This is a genomic window from Rhodococcus sp. NPDC054953 (assembly GCF_053609225.1).
This window is the reverse complement of sequence record NZ_JBSGXD010000022.1, coordinates 40,585-57,345: the sequence shown is the minus strand read 5'-3', so window position 1 is coordinate 57,345 and position 16,761 is coordinate 40,585. Positions and strand designations below refer to the sequence as shown.

At 69.8% G+C, this 16,761-nt stretch carries 15 protein-coding genes and 1 pseudogene; 7 read left to right on the top strand and 9 right to left on the bottom strand.

The annotated features are described in order from the left end of the window. Positions 1 to 7: 7 nt before the first annotated feature. Genes ACWF62_RS15515 through ACWF62_RS15505 form a run of 3 tightly spaced genes read left to right on the top strand, consistent with a single transcriptional unit; the run spans position 8 to position 3,998 of the window. Positions 8 to 1,909 (top strand): propionyl-CoA synthetase, encoded by a 1,902-nt coding sequence (locus tag ACWF62_RS15515; RefSeq protein ID WP_452630569.1) that lies wholly within the window; start codon positions 8 to 10, stop codon positions 1,907 to 1,909. Between the two features lie 43 nt (positions 1,910 to 1,952). Continuing rightward, complete coding sequence (locus ACWF62_RS15510; protein WP_378570787.1) at positions 1,953 to 2,672, top strand: response regulator transcription factor; 720 nt, start codon at positions 1,953 to 1,955, stop codon at positions 2,670 to 2,672. A 6-nt stretch (positions 2,673 to 2,678) separates the two neighbouring features. Continuing rightward, positions 2,679 to 3,998, top strand: a complete 1,320-nt coding sequence (locus ACWF62_RS15505; protein ID WP_378508996.1) for a sensor histidine kinase — start codon at positions 2,679 to 2,681, stop codon at positions 3,996 to 3,998. 173 nt (positions 3,999 to 4,171) lie between these two features. On the opposite strand, the gene ACWF62_RS15500 is transcribed toward ACWF62_RS15505, so the two are convergent. The 6 genes and pseudogenes from ACWF62_RS15500 to pdxH form a co-directional block, all read right to left on the bottom strand. Further along, positions 4,172 to 4,552, bottom strand: a complete 381-nt coding sequence (locus ACWF62_RS15500; RefSeq protein ID WP_378509092.1) for an FKBP-type peptidyl-prolyl cis-trans isomerase — start codon at positions 4,550 to 4,552, stop codon at positions 4,172 to 4,174. Beyond that, a pseudogene (locus ACWF62_RS15495) lies at positions 4,541 to 4,897 on the bottom strand (FKBP-type peptidyl-prolyl cis-trans isomerase); the annotation flags it as partial. The gene ACWF62_RS15500 and the pseudogene ACWF62_RS15495, both read right to left, overlap by 12 nt. Positions 4,898 to 4,899: 2 nt before the next feature. Continuing rightward, positions 4,900 to 6,198: a citrate synthase gene (locus ACWF62_RS15490; RefSeq protein ID WP_452630568.1), complete on the bottom strand. Its 1,299-nt coding sequence runs from the start codon at positions 6,196 to 6,198 to the stop codon at positions 4,900 to 4,902. Between the two features lie 146 nt (positions 6,199 to 6,344). Beyond that, positions 6,345 to 7,256 (bottom strand): aldose 1-epimerase family protein, encoded by a 912-nt coding sequence (locus tag ACWF62_RS15485; protein WP_378570794.1) that lies wholly within the window; start codon positions 7,254 to 7,256, stop codon positions 6,345 to 6,347. A 77-nt stretch (positions 7,257 to 7,333) separates the two neighbouring features. Then, on the bottom strand, positions 7,334 to 8,620 hold the full coding sequence (locus ACWF62_RS15480) for an MFS transporter (protein ID WP_452630566.1): 1,287 nt from the start codon (positions 8,618 to 8,620) through the stop codon (positions 7,334 to 7,336). Then, the gene (gene pdxH, locus ACWF62_RS15475) at positions 8,617 to 9,318 is read right to left on the bottom strand and encodes a pyridoxamine 5'-phosphate oxidase (protein WP_378509000.1); all 702 of its coding nucleotides are present in this window, start codon (positions 9,316 to 9,318) and stop codon (positions 8,617 to 8,619) included. Before pdxH ends, ACWF62_RS15480 begins: the two co-directional genes overlap by 4 nt. Before the next feature lie 176 nt (positions 9,319 to 9,494). Between pdxH and ACWF62_RS15470 the strand changes: the two genes are divergently transcribed. The 4 genes from ACWF62_RS15470 (at position 9,495) to ACWF62_RS15455 (ending at position 14,583) form a co-directional block, all read left to right on the top strand. Further along, a complete protein-coding gene (locus tag ACWF62_RS15470) occupies positions 9,495 to 10,619 on the top strand; it encodes a citrate synthase 2 (RefSeq protein ID WP_378570796.1) in 1,125 nt (374 codons plus the stop codon). Positions 10,620 to 10,661: 42 nt separating this feature from the next. Continuing rightward, on the top strand, positions 10,662 to 11,777 hold the full coding sequence (gene serC / locus ACWF62_RS15465) for a phosphoserine transaminase (protein ID WP_452630565.1): 1,116 nt from the start codon (positions 10,662 to 10,664) through the stop codon (positions 11,775 to 11,777). A 129-nt stretch (positions 11,778 to 11,906) separates the two neighbouring features. Beyond that, positions 11,907 to 13,358 (top strand): flavin-containing monooxygenase, encoded by a 1,452-nt coding sequence (locus ACWF62_RS15460; RefSeq protein WP_452630563.1) that lies wholly within the window; start codon positions 11,907 to 11,909, stop codon positions 13,356 to 13,358. A gap of 253 nt (positions 13,359 to 13,611) precedes the next feature. Next, on the top strand, positions 13,612 to 14,583 hold the full coding sequence (locus ACWF62_RS15455) for a hypothetical protein (protein ID WP_378509093.1): 972 nt from the start codon (positions 13,612 to 13,614) through the stop codon (positions 14,581 to 14,583). 219 nt (positions 14,584 to 14,802) lie between these two features. Here ACWF62_RS15455 and ACWF62_RS15450 read toward each other — a convergent pair whose 3' ends face one another. Genes ACWF62_RS15450 through ACWF62_RS15440 form a run of 3 tightly spaced genes read right to left on the bottom strand, consistent with a single transcriptional unit; the run spans position 14,803 to position 16,617 of the window. Beyond that, positions 14,803 to 15,192 carry a RidA family protein gene (locus tag ACWF62_RS15450; protein WP_378570194.1) on the bottom strand — a complete coding sequence of 130 codons (390 nt, stop codon included), beginning with the start codon at positions 15,190 to 15,192 and terminating at the stop codon, positions 14,803 to 14,805. Between the two features lie 34 nt (positions 15,193 to 15,226). After that, positions 15,227 to 15,721 carry a nucleoside deaminase gene (locus ACWF62_RS15445; protein ID WP_452630562.1) on the bottom strand — a complete coding sequence of 165 codons (495 nt, stop codon included), beginning with the start codon at positions 15,719 to 15,721 and terminating at the stop codon, positions 15,227 to 15,229. Further along, complete coding sequence (locus ACWF62_RS15440) at positions 15,718 to 16,617, bottom strand: hypothetical protein (RefSeq protein ID WP_452630561.1); 900 nt, start codon at positions 16,615 to 16,617, stop codon at positions 15,718 to 15,720. The genes ACWF62_RS15445 and ACWF62_RS15440 overlap by 4 nt, the downstream gene beginning before the upstream one ends. Positions 16,618 to 16,761: the final 144 nt, after the last annotated feature.

Sequence of the window (16,761 nt, the reverse complement as noted above, 5' to 3'; positions counted from 1 at the left end):
CAAGTCGATGAGTGCAGTCGAGCAGGCCGGGGCCTACGCCGCCGCGTTCGCGGAGAGCGTCGAGAATCCGGAGCGCTTCTGGCTGAAGGCCGCCGAGGCGATCGACTGGGTCAGCGCCCCGACGAAGGCCCTCGACGACTCCGCGGCGCCGATGTACCGCTGGTACCCGGACGCGACCCTCAACACCTGCTTCAATGCCCTCGACCGACACGTCGCCGCGGGGCGGGGCGAGCAGGCCGCGCTGATCTACGACTCGGCGATGATCGGCACCACCCGCACCTACAGCTATGCCGACCTGCTCGACGAGGTGTCCCGGTTCGCCGGTGTCCTCGCCGCCAGGGGCATCACCGCGGGCGATCGCGTCGTCATCTACATGCCGATGATCCCGGAGGCGGCGATCGCGATGCTCGCCTGCGCCCGGATCGGCGCCGTGCACTCGGTGGTGTTCGGCGGGTTCGCCGCCGCCGAGCTCGCCGCCCGCATCGACGACGCCGAGCCGACGGCACTCATCACCGCGTCCGGCGGCCTCGAACCGGGCCGGACCATCGAGTACCTGCCGATGGTGGCGCGGGCCCTCGGCCTGACCGACAACGCGCCGGCGACGGTCATCGTCAAGGACCGTGAGCAGATCCCCGGCGCGGCCGCCGACCACGGCTGGCTGGACTGGGACACCGAGATCGCGAACGCCGAACCCGCCGACTGTGTGCCGGTGGCCGCGACCGATCCGCTGTACATCCTGTACACCTCCGGCACCACCGGGAAGCCGAAGGGCGTGGTCCGGGACAACGGCGGGCACGCGGTCGCGCTGGCCTGGTCGATGCGCAACCTGTACGACATCGGCGCGGGCCAGACGATGTGGACGGCCTCCGATGTGGGCTGGGTCGTCGGGCACTCCTACATCGTGTACGCGCCGCTGCTGGTCGGCGCGACCACGATCGTCTACGAGGGCAAGCCGGTCGGCACACCCGACGCGGGCGCCTTCTGGCGGGTCGTCGAGCAGCATCGGGTGCGGGCCCTGTTCACCGCGCCGACCGCGATCCGGGCGATCCGCAAGGAGGACCCGGACGCCGCCGAGCTCGCCAAGTACGACGTCTCCAGCCTGGTGACGCTGTTCGCGGCCGGGGAGCGGCTCGACCCCGACACCTACGAGTGGGCGACCGCGAAGCTCGGCATGCCGGTGATCGACCACTGGTGGCAGACCGAGACCGGCTGGGCGATCTGCGCGAACCTGCGCGGGCTCGAGCCGATGCCGATTAAGGCGGGCTCCCCGACGGTGTCGGTGCCCGGCTACCGGGTGCAGATCGTCGACGGCGAGGGCACCGAGGTCGAGCCGGGGACCGAGGGCAACATCGTGATCGGGCTGCCGCTGCCCCCCGGCACCCTGGCCGGGCTGTGGCGCGACGAGGAGCGCTACGTCAAGTCGTACCTGTCGACGTTCGCGGGCTACTACCTCACCGGCGACTCCGGCTACATCGACGCCGACGGCTACGTCTTCGTCCTCGGCCGCTCCGACGACGTGATCAACGTCGCCGGGCACCGCCTCTCCACCGGCGCGATGGAAGCCGTTGTTGCACAGCATGCCGCGGTCGCGGAGTGCGCGGTCGTCGGGATCAAGGACGACCTCAAGGGTCAGCGGCCCAGCGGCTACGTGGTGCTCAAGGCGGGCGCCGACATCGACCACGAGGTGCTGCGCAAGGACCTCGTCGCGATGGTCCGCGACCAGATCGGCGCGGTCGCCACCTTCCGCGACGTGACGGTCGTGCAGGCGCTGCCGAAGACGCGCTCCGGCAAGATCCTCCGCAAGACGATGCGGCAGATCGCCGACCACGAGGACTACACCGTGCCGTCGACGATCGAGGACCCCGCCGTCCTCGACGCCCTCGCGCGGCTGCTCGGTCCCGGTCAGTGACGACCGGCACAGCCACCCCGCCGCCTGCAGGCACAATGGCGGGGTGACCGAGACCTCATCCGCAACCGTCCTGGTGGTCGACGACGACGAGGACGTGCTCGCCTCGCTGCGTCGGGGACTTCGGCTGTCCGGGTTCACCATCCTCACCGCCACCGACGGGGCGAAGGCCCTCGCCGTTGTCGCGGATCGTTCGCCGGACGCGGTGGTGCTGGACATGAACATGCCGGTCCTCGACGGCGCCAGCGTCGTGACGGCGCTGCGGGCGATGGGCAACGACATCCCGATCTGTGTGCTCAGCGCGCGCGCCTCGGTGGACGATCGGGTGGCCGGACTTGAGGCCGGTGCCGACGACTACCTCGTCAAGCCGTTCGTCCTCGCGGAACTGGTCGCCCGGATCAACGCGATGCTGCGTCGGCGCGCCGCCCCGGTCGCTCCCGCAGAGTCGTCCGGCAGCGTCCCCGGCACCCTCACCGTCGGGCAGCTGGTGATGGACCTGCCCGGGCGTCGGGCCGTGCTCGGCGGCCACGAGATTGACCTCACCAAAAGGGAATTCGAGCTGCTCGCGGTGCTGGTCCGCAATCACGGCGTCGTGCTGACCCGGGAGCGGCTGCTGGAGCTGGTGTGGGGCTACGACTTCGTCGCCGACACCAATGTCGTCGACGTGTTCGTCGGGTACCTGCGCCGCAAGCTCGAGGCGCACGGGCATCCGCGGATCCTGCAGACCGTCCGCGGTGTCGGCTTCGTCCTCCGCGACCCGGCCTGATCCGCGATGCCCCGCCGCCGCTCGTATTCCCTGCGCGCCCGCGTCGCCGCTGCCGCCGCGCTCGGCGCCACCGTCATCGTCGCGTTGCTTGGCATCTTCACCTCGTTCGCGATCTCGCGGAACAACATCGCGCAGTTGGACCGCAGGCTGGACACCGCGTCGAGCGTGCTGGTCCCCAATGTCGCGACCGCGGCGGCGGTGCTGTCGTCGTTCGGTGACGGCGGCGCCTTTGCCGTCACCATCCGGTCCACCGGAACGGGGGACGTGATCGCCAGCACCCCCACCCGGATGCCCGCCCTCGACGAGGGCGCCGCGACGGTCCGGGTGGACGGCACCGACTACCGCGTCGACACCACCCCGATCCCGCACTCGCCGATGCTGATGTCGCTCGCCGTCCCCGCATCCGAGGCACGGGACGTGACGACCGATCAACGGAAGTGGGTGCTGATCGCCGGGGTGTTCGCGATCGCGGCCGCGACCGGGCTCGGCTGGGTGTTCGGTGGACGGGCGGTCCGCCCGATCGTGAAGTTGACGAACCAGATCGCCAGGGACGCACCGCAACCCGCGAAGGTGTCGGGTGTCCGGGAGGCCGAGGAACTGGCGATGGCGATCGAGAAGATGCTCGGCCGGATCGCCGAAGCACAGCACCGGACGGAGGCGGCACTCGAGACGGCCCGCGACTTCGCCGCCGCATCCGCGCACGAGCTGCGGACCCCGCTGACCGCGATGCGCACCGACATCGAGGTGCTGACCACCCTGGAGCTCGACGAGTCGCAGCGGCGGGAGATCCTGGGCGACCTGGAGCGGACCCAGGGCAGGGTGGAGTCCACCCTGTCCGCACTCGAACGGCTCGCCTCCGGTGAACTGTCCAGCGACCGCGACCACGTTCCCACCGACCTCGTCGAGCTGTGCGATGCCGCCGCTCACGACGCCGAGCGGCAGCACCCGAACGTGACGGTCCGGGTCGAGGCGGGCCCGTCGCTGGTGATCCCCGGTCTACCTGCCGGCATGCGGCTGGCCATCGACAACGCGATCGCGAACGCAGTGCGGCACGGCGGGGCCACCGACGTGGTGCTCGCGGTGCACCGGGACGGCGACGGCACCGTCCGGTTGACCGTCGACGACAACGGCCGCGGCCTCCCCGAGGCGGAACGCGAGGTCGTCTTCGAACGGTTCCGGCGCGGCGCCGCCGCCACCGCGAGCGGCTCGGGGCTCGGCCTGGCGCTGGTGGAGCAGCAGGCCCAATTGCACGGTGGCCGAGCCTGGTTCGAGGACGGCGCGCTCGGCGGGGCCCGGTTGGTGTTCGAGTTCCCGGCCCGCCCCTGACTCCCGCCCGACAAGCATTGAATGGGGGTTCATGCGTCATCCGCAAGCCCGAACTCGCACATGAACCCCCATTCAACGGACACGGGGGCGGGGGTGGGGTGGGGGTGGACGGGGTGTGAGACGACGGGGGCCCCGCGTCGCGTTCGCGACTCGGGGCCCCCGTGCGGGTGGATCTAGTTGGTGCCGAGCAGGTCGATGATGAAGACCAGCGTCTTGCCCGACAGCTGATGGCCGGACCCGGCAGGACCGTAGGCCAGCTCCGGCGGCACGGTCAGCTTGCGGCGGCCACCGACCTTCATGCCGGGGATGCCCTCCTGCCAGCCCGGGATCAGGCGCCCGAGCGGGAACTTCACCGAGTCACCCCGCTGGAAGGAGGAGTCGAACACGGCGTTCGTGTCGTACTCGACGCCGTGGTAGTGCACGTCGACGACGCCGCCACGCTGCGCCTCGGGCCCGTCACCGACGGTGATGTCCTCGACGACCAGCTCGGTCGGCGCCGGGCCGGACGCGGGCTCCACCTCGGGGACCGGCGGCGGGACGACGACACCGAGCAGGTCGATCACGAAGATCAGCGTCCGACCGGACAGCTGATGGCCGGACCCGGCCGGACCGTAGGCCAGCTCCGGCGGGATGACCAGCTTGCGGCGGCCACCGACCTTCATGCCGGGGATGCCCTCCTGCCAGCCGGCGATCAGGCCGGCGAGCGGGAACGTGATCGACTCGCCGCGCAGGAACGAGGAGTCGAAGACCTCGCCGCTGTCGAGTTCGACACCGTGGTAGTTGACCTCGACCTTCGCGCCGGGCGTCGCCTCGGCGCCGTCGCCGACGGTGATGTCCTCGATGACCAGCTCGGTCGGTGCCGGGCCGTCCCAGGGCTCAATTTCGGGTGCATTGCTCATGGTCAGCGGTTCCCCAGCTCGACGTAGTTGCGTTCGGTGTAGCCCGTGTAGATCTGCCGCGGACGGCCGATCTTGGTGGCCGGATCCTCGTGCATTTCCCGCCAGTGCGCGATCCAGCCGGGCAGCCGGCCCATCGCGAACAGGACGGTGAACATGCGCGTCGGGAAGCCCAACGCGCGGTAGATCAGACCGGTGTAAAAGTCCACGTTCGGGTACAGCTTGCGCTCGATGAAGTACTCGTCGGTGAGCGCGGCCTCCTCGAGGGCCTTCGCGATGTCGAGCAGTTCGTCGTCGCCGCCGAGCTTGGCGAGGATGGTGTCCGCCGACTTCTTGGCGATCGCCGCGCGCGGGTCGTAGTTCCGGTAGACGCGGTGCCCGAAGCCCATCAGCTTCACGCCGTCTTCCTTGTTCTTGACCTTGCGGACGAACTCCTTGACGTCGCCGCCGCCCGCCTTGATCTCGTCGAGCATCTCGAGGACGGCCTGGTTTGCGCCGCCGTGCAGCGGGCCCCACAGCGCGTTGATGCCCGCGGACACCGAGGTGAACAGGTTGGCGTCCGACGAGCCGACCATCCGCACCGTCGACGTCGAGCAGTTCTGCTCGTGGTCGGCATGCAGGATCAGCAGCATGTCGAGCGCCTTGGCGACCTCCGGGTCCACCGCGTACGGCTCGGCGGGGAAGCCGAACGTCATCCGCAGGAAGTTCTCCACCAGCGACAGCGAGTTGTCCGGGTATAGGAACGGCTGCCCGACGGACTTCTTGTACGCGTAGGCGGCGATCGTCGGCAGCTTCGCCAGCAGCCGGGTGGTGGACAGTTCCACCTGCTCCGGATCGTCGGGGTCGAGGGAATCCTGGTAGTACGCGGACAGCGCGTTCACCGCGGACGACAGCACCGGCATCGGGTGCGCGTTGCGGGGGAAGCCGTCGAAGAACCGCTTGAGATCCTCGTGCAACAGGGTGTGCCGCTGGATGCGGGTGGTGAAGGCAGCCAGTTCGTCGGCGGTCGGCAGCTCACCGTAGATCAGCAGGTAGCTGACCTCGAGGAAGGTCGACCCCTCCGCGAGCTGCTCGATCGGGTACCCGCGGTAGCGCAGGATCCCCTGGTCACCGTCGATGTACGTGATCGCCGACTTGGTGGAGGCGGTGTTGACGAATCCCGGATCGAGGGTGGTGTACCCCGTCGCGGAAAGAAGCTTGCCCAGCTCGATGCCGTCGTTGCCTTCGGTTGCTTTGGCAATGGACATCGAGTGTGCGCCACCCGGGTAGCTGAGTGTGGGCGTGGTGTCATCGACAGCGGGCACGGAGGATCCCTCTCAAACTCGAGGCTATGCGAGTTGCAATAGTCAGTCGTCTAGAGAACCTAGTCGCAGTTGCCCGCAGCCGCCCAGGGTGGGTCACGGTTTCGCGCGACCCGCACCGTAACGAAATGTCCTGACCAGGCGATTGACTAGACCGCGCCGATGCCCCAGCTGCCCGACCAGCTCTGGCCGGGCACCAGCACCACCTCGTCGATCCCGGAGTTGAACGCGTCCGGTGGGCAGGTCATCGGTTCGACGGCGAGCGCCCGGCCCCGACCCGGATAGCCGTGCCCCTGCGCCGGGTCCGCGGTGAACACCTGAACCCACCCGAACTTGTTGTCGGTCCACAGCACGACACCGGACCCGTCGGGGGCCAGCAACTCGTGCCGGGCCCGACCGTCCGGGTCGGGCACGATCGAGCTGAACGGCGCGTCGAGGACGACCCCGCGGAGGGGCCGGGCCGCGGTGAAGTCGTAGTCGGTGTCGTACACCGACCGCGACGGCCCGTTCGGCAGCAGCCGCTCCGGGTCCAGCGGCAACCGGGTGCCCGCGGCAAGCCGCAGCGTGCACTCGTCGAGTGGGACGTCACCGACCCGCAGGTAGGCGTGCACTCCCAGCCCGAACGGCGCGGGGGTCGCACCGACATTGGTCGCGGTGTGGGTGACGGTCAGTCCGTCCGGACCGAGTTCGTGCACGACGGTCAGCTGCAGCGGATACGGCCACCCCTTGTGCAGTCCGATCCGGATGGTCTGCTCGACGCGTCGCTCGGACTGCGCGACGAGCTGCCAGTCGTCGCGGCGGACGAGCCCGTGGATGGCGTTCTCGCGCGCCGGTTCGGTCACGGCCAGCTGATGGTCGACGCCGTCGAAGCGGAACCGGCCGTCGCGGATCCGGTTCGGCCACGGCGCAAGGACCTGGCCCGCGGATAGCGGCGGATCCGGGGTGGTCCACGTCTCGGTCAACGCCCGATCCCGGTGGGTGAGCATCCGCAGCCCGGCGCCCCGCGCGACCACCTCCGCGCGGTGGTCACCGAACCTGATCTCGTACCCGGGCGACTGCATGGGCCCCAGTGTCCATGAAATGCGGGACCGCGCCACCGGTTTCGTGCCGGCGGCACGCATGATCCGACACCGCGGACTCACACGGGCCGCGGTCGCTTCACCCGATACCGCAGGAAGGCGGGCAGCAGCAGGCACGCGATCGCCACGCCGACGACGACCAGCACGCCCCCGCCCGCGGCCGCGACCGCGGTCCCGAACGCGAACGCGGCGGCGCCGTGCAGCACGTCACCGATCCGCGGGCCACCCGCGACGACCACGATGAACACGCCCTGCAACCGTCCGCGCATGTCGTCGGGGGCGACCTGCTGCAGCATCGTCGACCGGAACGCGGCCGAGATCATGTCCACCGCGCCACCGAGGGCGAGGAACGCGAGCGCGATCCACAGCAGCAACGGTCCGCCGTCCGGATCCTCGAGTCCGACGGCAACCCCGAAGCCGATCATCGCGACACCCCACAGCGCGATGCACACCACCACAGCGCGACCCTGGTAGCTGACCCGGGGCAGCCACCCGGAGAAGACCCCGCCGACCACGGCGCCCGCGGACATCGCCGCGAACAGCAGCCCGAGCGCGACCCCGCCGGACACCGGGTCACCGAACGTCTCGTGCGCGATCTGCGGGAACAGCGCCCGCGGCATGCCGAACACCATCGCGATGATGTCGACGACGAACGATGCGAGCAGCACCTTCTGCGTGGACAGGTAGGCGAAGCCGTCGAGCACCGACCGCAGCCCCGCCCGCGTCGTCGCGCCGAGCGGCGGCAGCGCGGGCAGTGCCAGCACCGCCCACAGCGTGGCCAGCAGCGCGATCGAGTCGATCAGATACAGGCTGGCCAGCCCGACCGACGGAATCAGCACCCCGGCGAGCAGTGGCCCCGCGATCGCCCCGAACTGCACCACCGTCATGTTCAGCGAGTTCGCGGCGGGAAGCTGCTCGCCGGGGATCAGGCGCGGGATGATCGCCGCCCTGGTCGGCTGGTTCACCGCGAAAAACGCCTGCTGCAGCGCGAACAGGCCGAGGACCAGCCACACGTTGTCGAGCCCTGCCGCTGCCTGGGCCCAGAACAGCACCGACGTCACGATCAGCCCGAGCGTGGTGATCGTGATCAGGCGGCGGCGATCCATCGCGTCCGCCAGCGCGCCGCCCCACAGCCCGAACACGATCAGCGGCACCAACCCGAACACGCCGGTCAACCCGACGTACGCGGAACTGCGGGTGATCTCGTACACCTGCTGCGGCACCGCGACGACACTGAGCTGCGCACCGATCACCGTGACGATGCCGGAGACCCAGAGTCGGCGGTAGTGCGGCTCGCGCAGCGGGGTGACGTCGGCCAGCAGCCGACGTTTCCGCAGTTCCGTCACGGCTGCAGGCGCTCAGCGGTCCAGCCGGTGCCAGCGCGGGTGACCAGCACCCGGTTGTGCATCCGGTTGGCCCGGCCCTGCCAGAACTCGACGGTCCGCGGCCGGAGCAGGAATCCGCCCCAGCCCGGCAGTCGCGGGATCTCGTCGTGGTCGGCAAACCGCTCGGTGACCTCGACCAGCCGGGCATCGAGCGCCGCCCGCGACTCGATCGGCGCGGACTGATCCGACGCCCACGCACCGAGCTGCGACCCTCGGGGCCGGGTCCGCCAGTACTCCTCGGTCACCGCGTCCGGTACCCGCGTCACCTCACCGCGCACCGTGACCTGGTGCGCGAACGCGGTCCACGCGAAGGTCGCCGACGCGTGCGGGGAGCGGTCCAGCTGGCGAGCCTTGTTCGACCGATAGTTCGTGTAAAAGACCAGGCCGTCCTCGGAAACGCCCTTGCAGAGCACGGTCCGCGACGCCGGGCAGCCGTCCGCGTCGACGGTCGCCAGCACCATCGCGTTCGGCTCGGGCGTCCCCGCCTCCCGCGCCTGATCGATCCACCGCTGCAGCAGCGGCAACCAGCCGTCGGCGACGGTCGCCACGTCCAGGTTCAGTTCGTGGGCAGGCGAATTCACGCCCTGCGCCGCGTACGCGACCCGCATGGCGGCGAGGTCGACGGGTTCCGCGGCGGGAGGTTCGGCATCGGGCGACACACCCGATCACGTTACTCCCGGGTATGCCCTGCTCAACGGCGGCGGACCGACGGGCTAGAGTTCATCGGTGACCGCGGCGACACGTGCTGCACACCCGGCACGCACACCCCGCCCGGCGGTGATGGCTTTGTGCGGCCCGGACCGGCGGCACTGAAGACGAGGAGAATCCACGAGAAATGGCATCCAGCGCGGCAGTACCCGAGGATTTCGTCGCAGGGCTCGAGGGCGTCGTCGCCTTCACCAGTGACATCGCCGAACCCGACAAGGACGGTGGCGCGCTGCGCTACCGCGGCGTCGACATCGAGGACCTCGTCGAGCAGGGCGTGACGTTCGGTGACGTCTGGGCGCTGCTCGTCGACGGCGAGTTCGGCAAGGGCCTGCCCCCTGCCGAACCGTTCCCGCTCCCCATCCACACCGGCGACGTCCGCGTCGACGTGCAGGCCGGCCTGGCGATGCTCGCCCCGATCTGGGGCTTCGAGCCGCTGCTCGACATCGACGACGCCACCGCCCGCGAGAACCTCGCCCGCGCCGCCGTCATGGCCCTGTCCTATGTCGCGCAGTCCGCGCGCGGCATCTACCAGCCCGCCGTCCCGCAGCAGCGGATCGACGAGGCCCGGACGGTCACCGAGCGGTTCATGATCCGCTGGAAGGGCGAGCCGGATCCGGCGCACGTCGCCGCGATCGACGCCTACTGGGTCTCGGCCGCCGAACACGGCATGAACGCCTCCACCTTCACCGCCCGCGTCATCGCGTCCACCGGCGCCGACGTCGCCGCCTCGCTGTCCGGTGCGGTCGGCGCGATGTCCGGCCCGCTGCACGGCGGCGCCCCCGCCCGCGTGTTGCCGATGATCGAGGAGACCGAGCGCACCGGCGACGCCCGCGCACTGGTCAAGGGCATCCTCGACCGCAAGGAGAAGCTGATGGGCTTCGGTCACCGCGTGTACCGCGCGGAGGACCCCCGGGCCCGGGTGCTGCGCAACACCGCCAAGCGGCTGAACGCGCCGCGCTACGAGGTCGCTGCCGCGCTCGAGCAGGCCGCGCTCGCCGAGCTGCGTGAGCGTCGCCCGGACCGCGCGATCGAGACCAACGTCGAGTTCTGGGCCGCGGTCATCCTCGACTTCGCCGAGGTCCCGGCCGCGATGATGCCCGCGATGTTCACCTGCGGCCGCACGGCGGGCTGGTGCGCGCACATCCTTGAGCAGAAGCGTCTCGGCAAGCTGGTCCGGCCCGCCGCCATCTACACCGGACCGGAACCCCGCACCCCCGAGTCCGTCGCCGGCTGGGACAAGGTCGCCCGCTAACCTTCCCGCCTCGTCACCCAACGCAGTAAGGACACATCGCTGATGAGCACCCCGATCATCCCCGCCGACCTCAAGCCCGTCGACGGCCGCTTCGGCTGCGGCCCCTCGAAGGTCCGCCCCGAGCAGCTGCAGTCGCTCGTCGACGTCGGCGCCTCCGTGTTCGGCACCAGCCACCGTCAGAAGCCGGTCAAGGACGTCGTGGGTCGGGTCCGTTCCGGCCTCCGCGACCTGTTCTCGTTGCCCGAGGGCTACGAGGTCATCCTCGGTAACGGCGGCTCGACGGCGTTCTGGGACGCCGCCGCGTTCGGCCTGATCCGGGAGCGATCGCAGCACTTCACCTACGGCGAGTTCTCGTCGAAGTTCGCGTCGGTGGCCAAGGGCAACCCGTTCATCGGTGACCCGGTCGTCGTCTCGTCCGATCCGGGCAGCGCACCGGAGCTCGTGGCCGACGGCTCGGTCGACCTGATCGGGTGGGCGCACAACGAGACCTCGACCGGTGTCGCGGTGCCGGTGTCCCGCCTCGCGGGATCGGAGAACGCGCTGATCGCGATCGACGCCACCTCCGGTGCGGGCGGGCTGCCGGTGACCATCACCGACGCCGACGTCTACTACTTCGCCCCGCAGAAGTCCTTCGCCGCGGACGGCGGCCTGTGGATCGCGCTGATGAGCCCGAAGGCGCTTGAGCGGGTCGCGGAGATCAAGGACTCGGGTCGCTGGACCCCGGAATTCCTGTCGCTGCCGATCGCGGTCGACAACTCCCTCAAGGACCAGACCTACAACACCCCCGCGCTGGCGACGCTGCTGATGCTCGCCAACCAGATCGAGTGGATGAACGGCAACGGCGGTCTGGAATGGACCACCGCCCGCACCAAGGACTCGTCGTCGCGGCTGTACGAGTGGGCCGAGGCGTCCGCGTTCGCCACCCCGTTTGTGACGGATCCGGCGCTGCGCTCGCAGGTCGTCGGCACGATCGACTTCAACGACGATGTGGATGCCGCGGCGGTCGCGAAGATCCTGCGCGCCAACGGGATCGTCGACACCGAGCCGTACCGCAAGCTGGGGCGCAACCAGCTGCGCATCGGCATGTTCCCGGCGATCGACCCCGAGGACATCACCCAGCTGACCAAGTCCATCGACTGGGTCGTCGCTCAGCTCTGAGTTCCGTCACCACGGCGTCATGACCACGCGAACAGCCCCCGGCTCCCTGCCGGGGGCTGTTCGCGTTCACGGACCGAATGTGAGTGGTACCGTCCTTCACACACATCCGCAGCACACCGGAGGTCAGTCATGAGCAGGACACGGCCGGACGTGGACGTCCTGATCATCGGCGCCGGACTGTCCGGCATCGGCGCGGCCCACCATCTCCAGGACGCGTTCCCGGATCGCACCTACACGATCCTCGAGGCCAGGGACGCGATCGGCGGCACCTGGGACCTGTTCCGGTACCCCGGGATCCGCTCCGACTCCGACATGCAGACACTCGGCTACCGGTTCCGCCCGTGGACCGACGAGAAGTCCATCGCCGACGGACCCGCCATCCTGCAGTACGTCCGCGACACCGCAGCCGAGGCGGGCATCGAGAATCGAATCCGATTCGGGCACCGCATGATCCGGGCGGACTGGTCGAGCAGCGATCAGCTGTGGACGGTGGACGCCGAGCACGACGGCGAGACCGTCACCCTCACCTCCCGCTTCCTGTACGCCTGCACCGGCTACTACCGCTACGACGAGGGCTTCACCCCGGCATTCGAGGGCACCGACCGCTTCGGCGGACGGATCGTGCACCCGCAGCACTGGCCGGCGGACCTCGACCACACCGGCAAGAAGGTCGTCGTCATCGGCAGCGGCGCCACCGCGGTCACCCTGGTCCCGTCGATGGCCGCCGACGCCGGTCACGTCACGATGCTGCAGCGTTCGCCCACCTACATCGCGGCCCTGCCCGCGAAGGATCCCATCGCCAACACCCTGCGACGGGTGCTCGGCGACCGGATCTCCTACCCGATCACCCGCTGGAAGAACGTCGCGTTCTCCACGGTCACCTATCAGCTGAGCCAACGGCTTCCCGGAGTCGTCAAGACGTATCTCCGCAAGGCGCAGCAGCGGCAGCTGCCCGCGGGCTACGACATCGACACCCACTTCACCCCCCGCTACGACCCGTGGGACCAGCGCATGTGCCTGGTACCGGACGGCGACCTGTTCCGCGCGATCCGCCGCGGCACGGCGTCCATCGTCACCGGCCGGATCGCCACGTTTACCGAGCGCGGTCTGGCGCTGGAGTCCGGCGAGGAACTCGACGCCGACATCGTCGTCACCGCGACCGGGCTGAACCTGCTGATCTTCGGCGGCGCCGAACTGTGCCTCGACGGGGAACCGGTGGCGCTCCCGGACACGTTGGCCTACAAGGGAATGATGCTCAGCGGCGTCCCGAACTTTGTATTCACCATCGGCTACACCAACGCCTCATGGACGCTCAAGGCCGATCTGGTCGCGGAGTACTTCTGCCGCCTGCTCACCCGGATGGACGCCAACGGCGAGACGGTGTGCGTTCCGGTCAACGACGACCCGACGCTCACCACCCGGCCACTGCTCGACTTCGAGGCAGGCTACGTGCAGCGCTCGGTCGACCGGTTCCCCCGGTCCGGCTCCCGGGCACCCTGGCAGCTCGGCATGAGCTATGTCCACGACCTCGTCACCCTGCGGCACCGCACCCTGGACGACGGCGTCATGCAGTTCAGCTGACCGACCGCACCCCTCCCTGACCGCACCCCCGCCCCTCCCGCATCCCCTCCCCTGGCTCCACCCCCTCCCCCCTCCCTGACCGAATGTGGGATTCGGTCACTTGGTGTGACCGAATCCCACATTCGGTCAGGGAGGAGCGGGTCGCCAGGGCCGTCGCGACGGGTTATCCACAGGGCGCGCAACCGTCCACAGGTCTCCGAATATCGCGGGTTGGACCGGCCTCGGGGACGTGACCGCCACCGACGATGTCTGCATGAAGCGCGGAGAGTGGGCCACCGACGTCGAATTCCTGACCTCACACAGCAGGAACGGAGTCATCCGCACCTCGCACCTACGCGCACTTGGGGTGTCGCCGGGCACCATCACCGGCCGCTGCAGGCCGGGCGGGCGCTGGCAGCGCCTGCTGCCGGGGATCATCCTTCTGCACAACAGTTCTCCCACAAGACTTCAGCGCAACACCGCGGCGCTGATGTATGGCGGGCGCGACAGCATGCTGACCGCACACGCGGCGCTCGCAGCGCACGGATACCAGCGGTCGGCATCGATGAGCGACGTCCTGCTGTTGATCCCCGCCGACCACTATCGGCAGTCGAATGCCTTCGTCCGTGTCGAACGGACGTGGCGCATGCCGGAACCCGTGATCCGCGGGACGCTTCGGTGCGCGCCGATCACGAGGGCCGTCCTCGACGCAGCGCGGCGTACTCGCGTGACGAACGACTGTCGCGCGCTGCTCGCGGACGCTATCCAGACCGGGGGCACGACGGTCGACGAATTGGCGATCGAACTCGCCGAAGGATCCTGCCGCGGCACGGCGCTGCCCCGGTCAGTGCTCCGGGAACTGGGAGCCGACGCACACTCCGTCGCCGAAATCGATGCGCAGCAGCTCTACGCCCGGAGCGGACTCCCCACCATGAAGCACAACCGGGCGGTCGAGACCGCGTCCGGCGAATTCATCGCCTCCCCCGATGGGTGGATCGACGACGTGGCGATGGTGTGGGAGATCGACTCGATCAAGCATCACTACACGACCTTCGATCATGAACGCACCCTCGAGCGGCGGGCCCGAATGCAGAGCCACGGGATCATCGTGCTCACCCACCTGCCCCGAGCAATCAGCGAGAAGCCGGCCCTGGTCCTTCAGCAGCTACGGGAAAACTATGACTTGGCCCGGTCGAGACCCCGACCGAATGTCCGCCTCCGGCCGAAGAAGGCTCCCACCGCCTGAACGGGCCGTCGCCCCCGTGCTGTTCCCTCCCGGCTCCGCTCCCGACCGGTGGCACTCCGCTCCCGACCGGTGGCACTCCGCTCCCGACCGCTGACCGAATGTGGGATTGGGTCACACCAAGTGACCGAATCCCACATTCGGTCAGCGGCGGGGCGGTCAGCGGCGGGGCGGGTTCGGGGCGGTCAGCGGCGGGGGGCGGGGCGGGGCGGCGGCGGGTGGCTAGTCCGCGACGATCGCGTCGGCCTCGATTTCGATCAGCAGGTCGGCGTCGATCAGCTTGCTGACCTCGAGGATGGTGGTGGCGGGGCGGATCTCGCCGAACACCTCGCCGTGCGCGAGTCCCGCCTCCTCCCAGCGGCTCATGTCCGTGAGGAACATGCGGGTGCGGATGACGTCCTGGGGGCGCGCGCCCGCCTCGGCGAGGGCGGCGACGATGCGGCGCAGCGCCTCGCGGGTCTGCTCGGCGAGACTGTCGCCGCCGACCGGCCCGTCGGGCCCCGACGCGGTGGTGCCGGACACGGACACCTGCGCGCCGATGCGGACGGCCCGCGAGTACCCGATCTTCGCTTCCCAGTCGGAGCCGGACGAGATGTTGTTTCGATTCGACATTCCGTGGATTGTGTCAGGCCGCCCGACGGCGGCGTCAGCGGCGGGTGTGCTGCTCGGCGACGAAGCGGCGGAACGGCTCGAGTGCCTCGTCGTCGAGGTGCGGACCGCTCACCTCGATCCCGACGCCAGCGGAGCCGACGACGTCGGCACAGCCGAGCGCGAAGCGGGGCCCGTCGTCCGCGAGAATCGCACCGAACTGCGTTGCTGCCGCACCGAACACGACCCGGCGCACTCCGGCCCACACCATCGCGGCCGCGCACATCGGGCACGGCTCACCGGACGCATACACGACCGCGCCGGCCATCCGCTCCGTGTTGCCCTCCGCGCAGGCGGTGGTGATCGCGTCGAGTTCGGCGTGCCCGGTCACGTCGCCCGACGTCGCCACCGAGTTCGCGCCCTCGCTGACCACGGCCCCTGCGGCGTCGACGATCACGGCCCCGAACGGTCGGTTCCCCGCGTCGCCGGTCTCGACCGCCAGCGCGATCGCCCTGCGCAGGTGACGGATGTCGGTGCTATCCGGTCCGGTCACGCGGTCGCTCCCTCCATGGTTCCGTTCTTGCGCACCAACGCATTCGCGCCGATTCCCGCGACGATGAAGGCGATGCCAAGCCAGGTCGGCCCACCGTCCATCGCGAGGGTGACGATACCGATCGGGATCAACCAGGTCGCGAGCGGAGCGATCAGGTCGGTCAGTCCCGGCGCCCGCGCGGAGGGCTGCCCTGCCGCTGCCGCGGCGCGGGCGGTGGCGACGTCCGGGTACCACTGGGTGAACTGCAGTGCGCACAGGATGGCCGCGGTTTGGATCACCCAGCCGGTCCAGATGTTGTCGGCGTCGTGCAGGACCGCGTCGCCGTAGAAGCCGGCGCCGGTGGCGACGAGGAACGCGAGCGCCCACGCGCCGGTGATCACGTAGTTCACCCTGATGAACGCTGGACTGTCCCAGTACTGCTCCTCGACCTCCTCGCGGGCGTATTGGAGCGTGAACGGCATTCGGGCGATCATCGACCCAACGGCGATCAGGAACAGCGTGATGTTCGCGATCTCCCCGATCCACGTCTCCATCCACTCCTCGCCTGCCTCGTCGACCACGAAGTGCGCGACGACGAGCGCCGCGAAGAAGAGCACGTCGATGACGCCGAGCAGCTTCACCGACCGACCACGGACGCGGTCGACGATCAGGAACGCAACGGACATCGCCAGCGCGACACCGGCGGCGACCTCGAGACGCCCGGGACCCTGGAAGACCGCAAGCACGATCCACGGCGCCAGCCCGGTCAGCGGACCGTCGAGCAGGGACGCGAACGCCTCGAACGCCCGGCGGGCCGGAGTGGATGGCGGTCCCGCCGTGGCGTCCCCGCGGTCGAATCGGTTCGCTTGGGGTCCGGATCCGTCCGAGGCGGACACCCGTTCGACGTTTCCCACCATCGCTCTTCCCTCGCCATCGGCCACTGGGTGCGCGGAGCATCGAACCGCAGCATATCGCCGCGCGAGGGCGCGAATCGGCCTAATGCGACGGATCCGGTGGCCGGATTTCCCGGCGGCTCGGACACAGATCCGTAAACCCTCAAG

Coding starts and splice junctions, on each gene's coding strand:
- ACWF62_RS15515 (WP_452630569.1), top strand. CDS start 8: ATGAGTGCAGTCGAGCAGGCCGGGGCCTACGCCGCCGCGTTCGCGGAG.
- ACWF62_RS15505 (WP_378508996.1), top strand. CDS start 2,679: ATGCCCCGCCGCCGCTCGTATTCCCTGCGCGCCCGCGTCGCCGCTGCC.
- ACWF62_RS15485 (WP_378570794.1), bottom strand. CDS start 7,256: ATGCAGTCGCCCGGGTACGAGATCAGGTTCGGTGACCACCGCGCGGAG.
- ACWF62_RS15470 (WP_378570796.1), top strand. CDS start 9,495: ATGGCATCCAGCGCGGCAGTACCCGAGGATTTCGTCGCAGGGCTCGAG.
- serC (WP_452630565.1), top strand. CDS start 10,662: ATGAGCACCCCGATCATCCCCGCCGACCTCAAGCCCGTCGACGGCCGC.
- ACWF62_RS15460 (WP_452630563.1), top strand. CDS start 11,907: ATGAGCAGGACACGGCCGGACGTGGACGTCCTGATCATCGGCGCCGGA.
- ACWF62_RS15455 (WP_378509093.1), top strand. CDS start 13,612: ATGAAGCGCGGAGAGTGGGCCACCGACGTCGAATTCCTGACCTCACAC.
- ACWF62_RS15450 (WP_378570194.1), bottom strand. CDS start 15,192: ATGTCGAATCGAAACAACATCTCGTCCGGCTCCGACTGGGAAGCGAAG.
- ACWF62_RS15440 (WP_452630561.1), bottom strand. CDS start 16,617: ATGGTGGGAAACGTCGAACGGGTGTCCGCCTCGGACGGATCCGGACCC.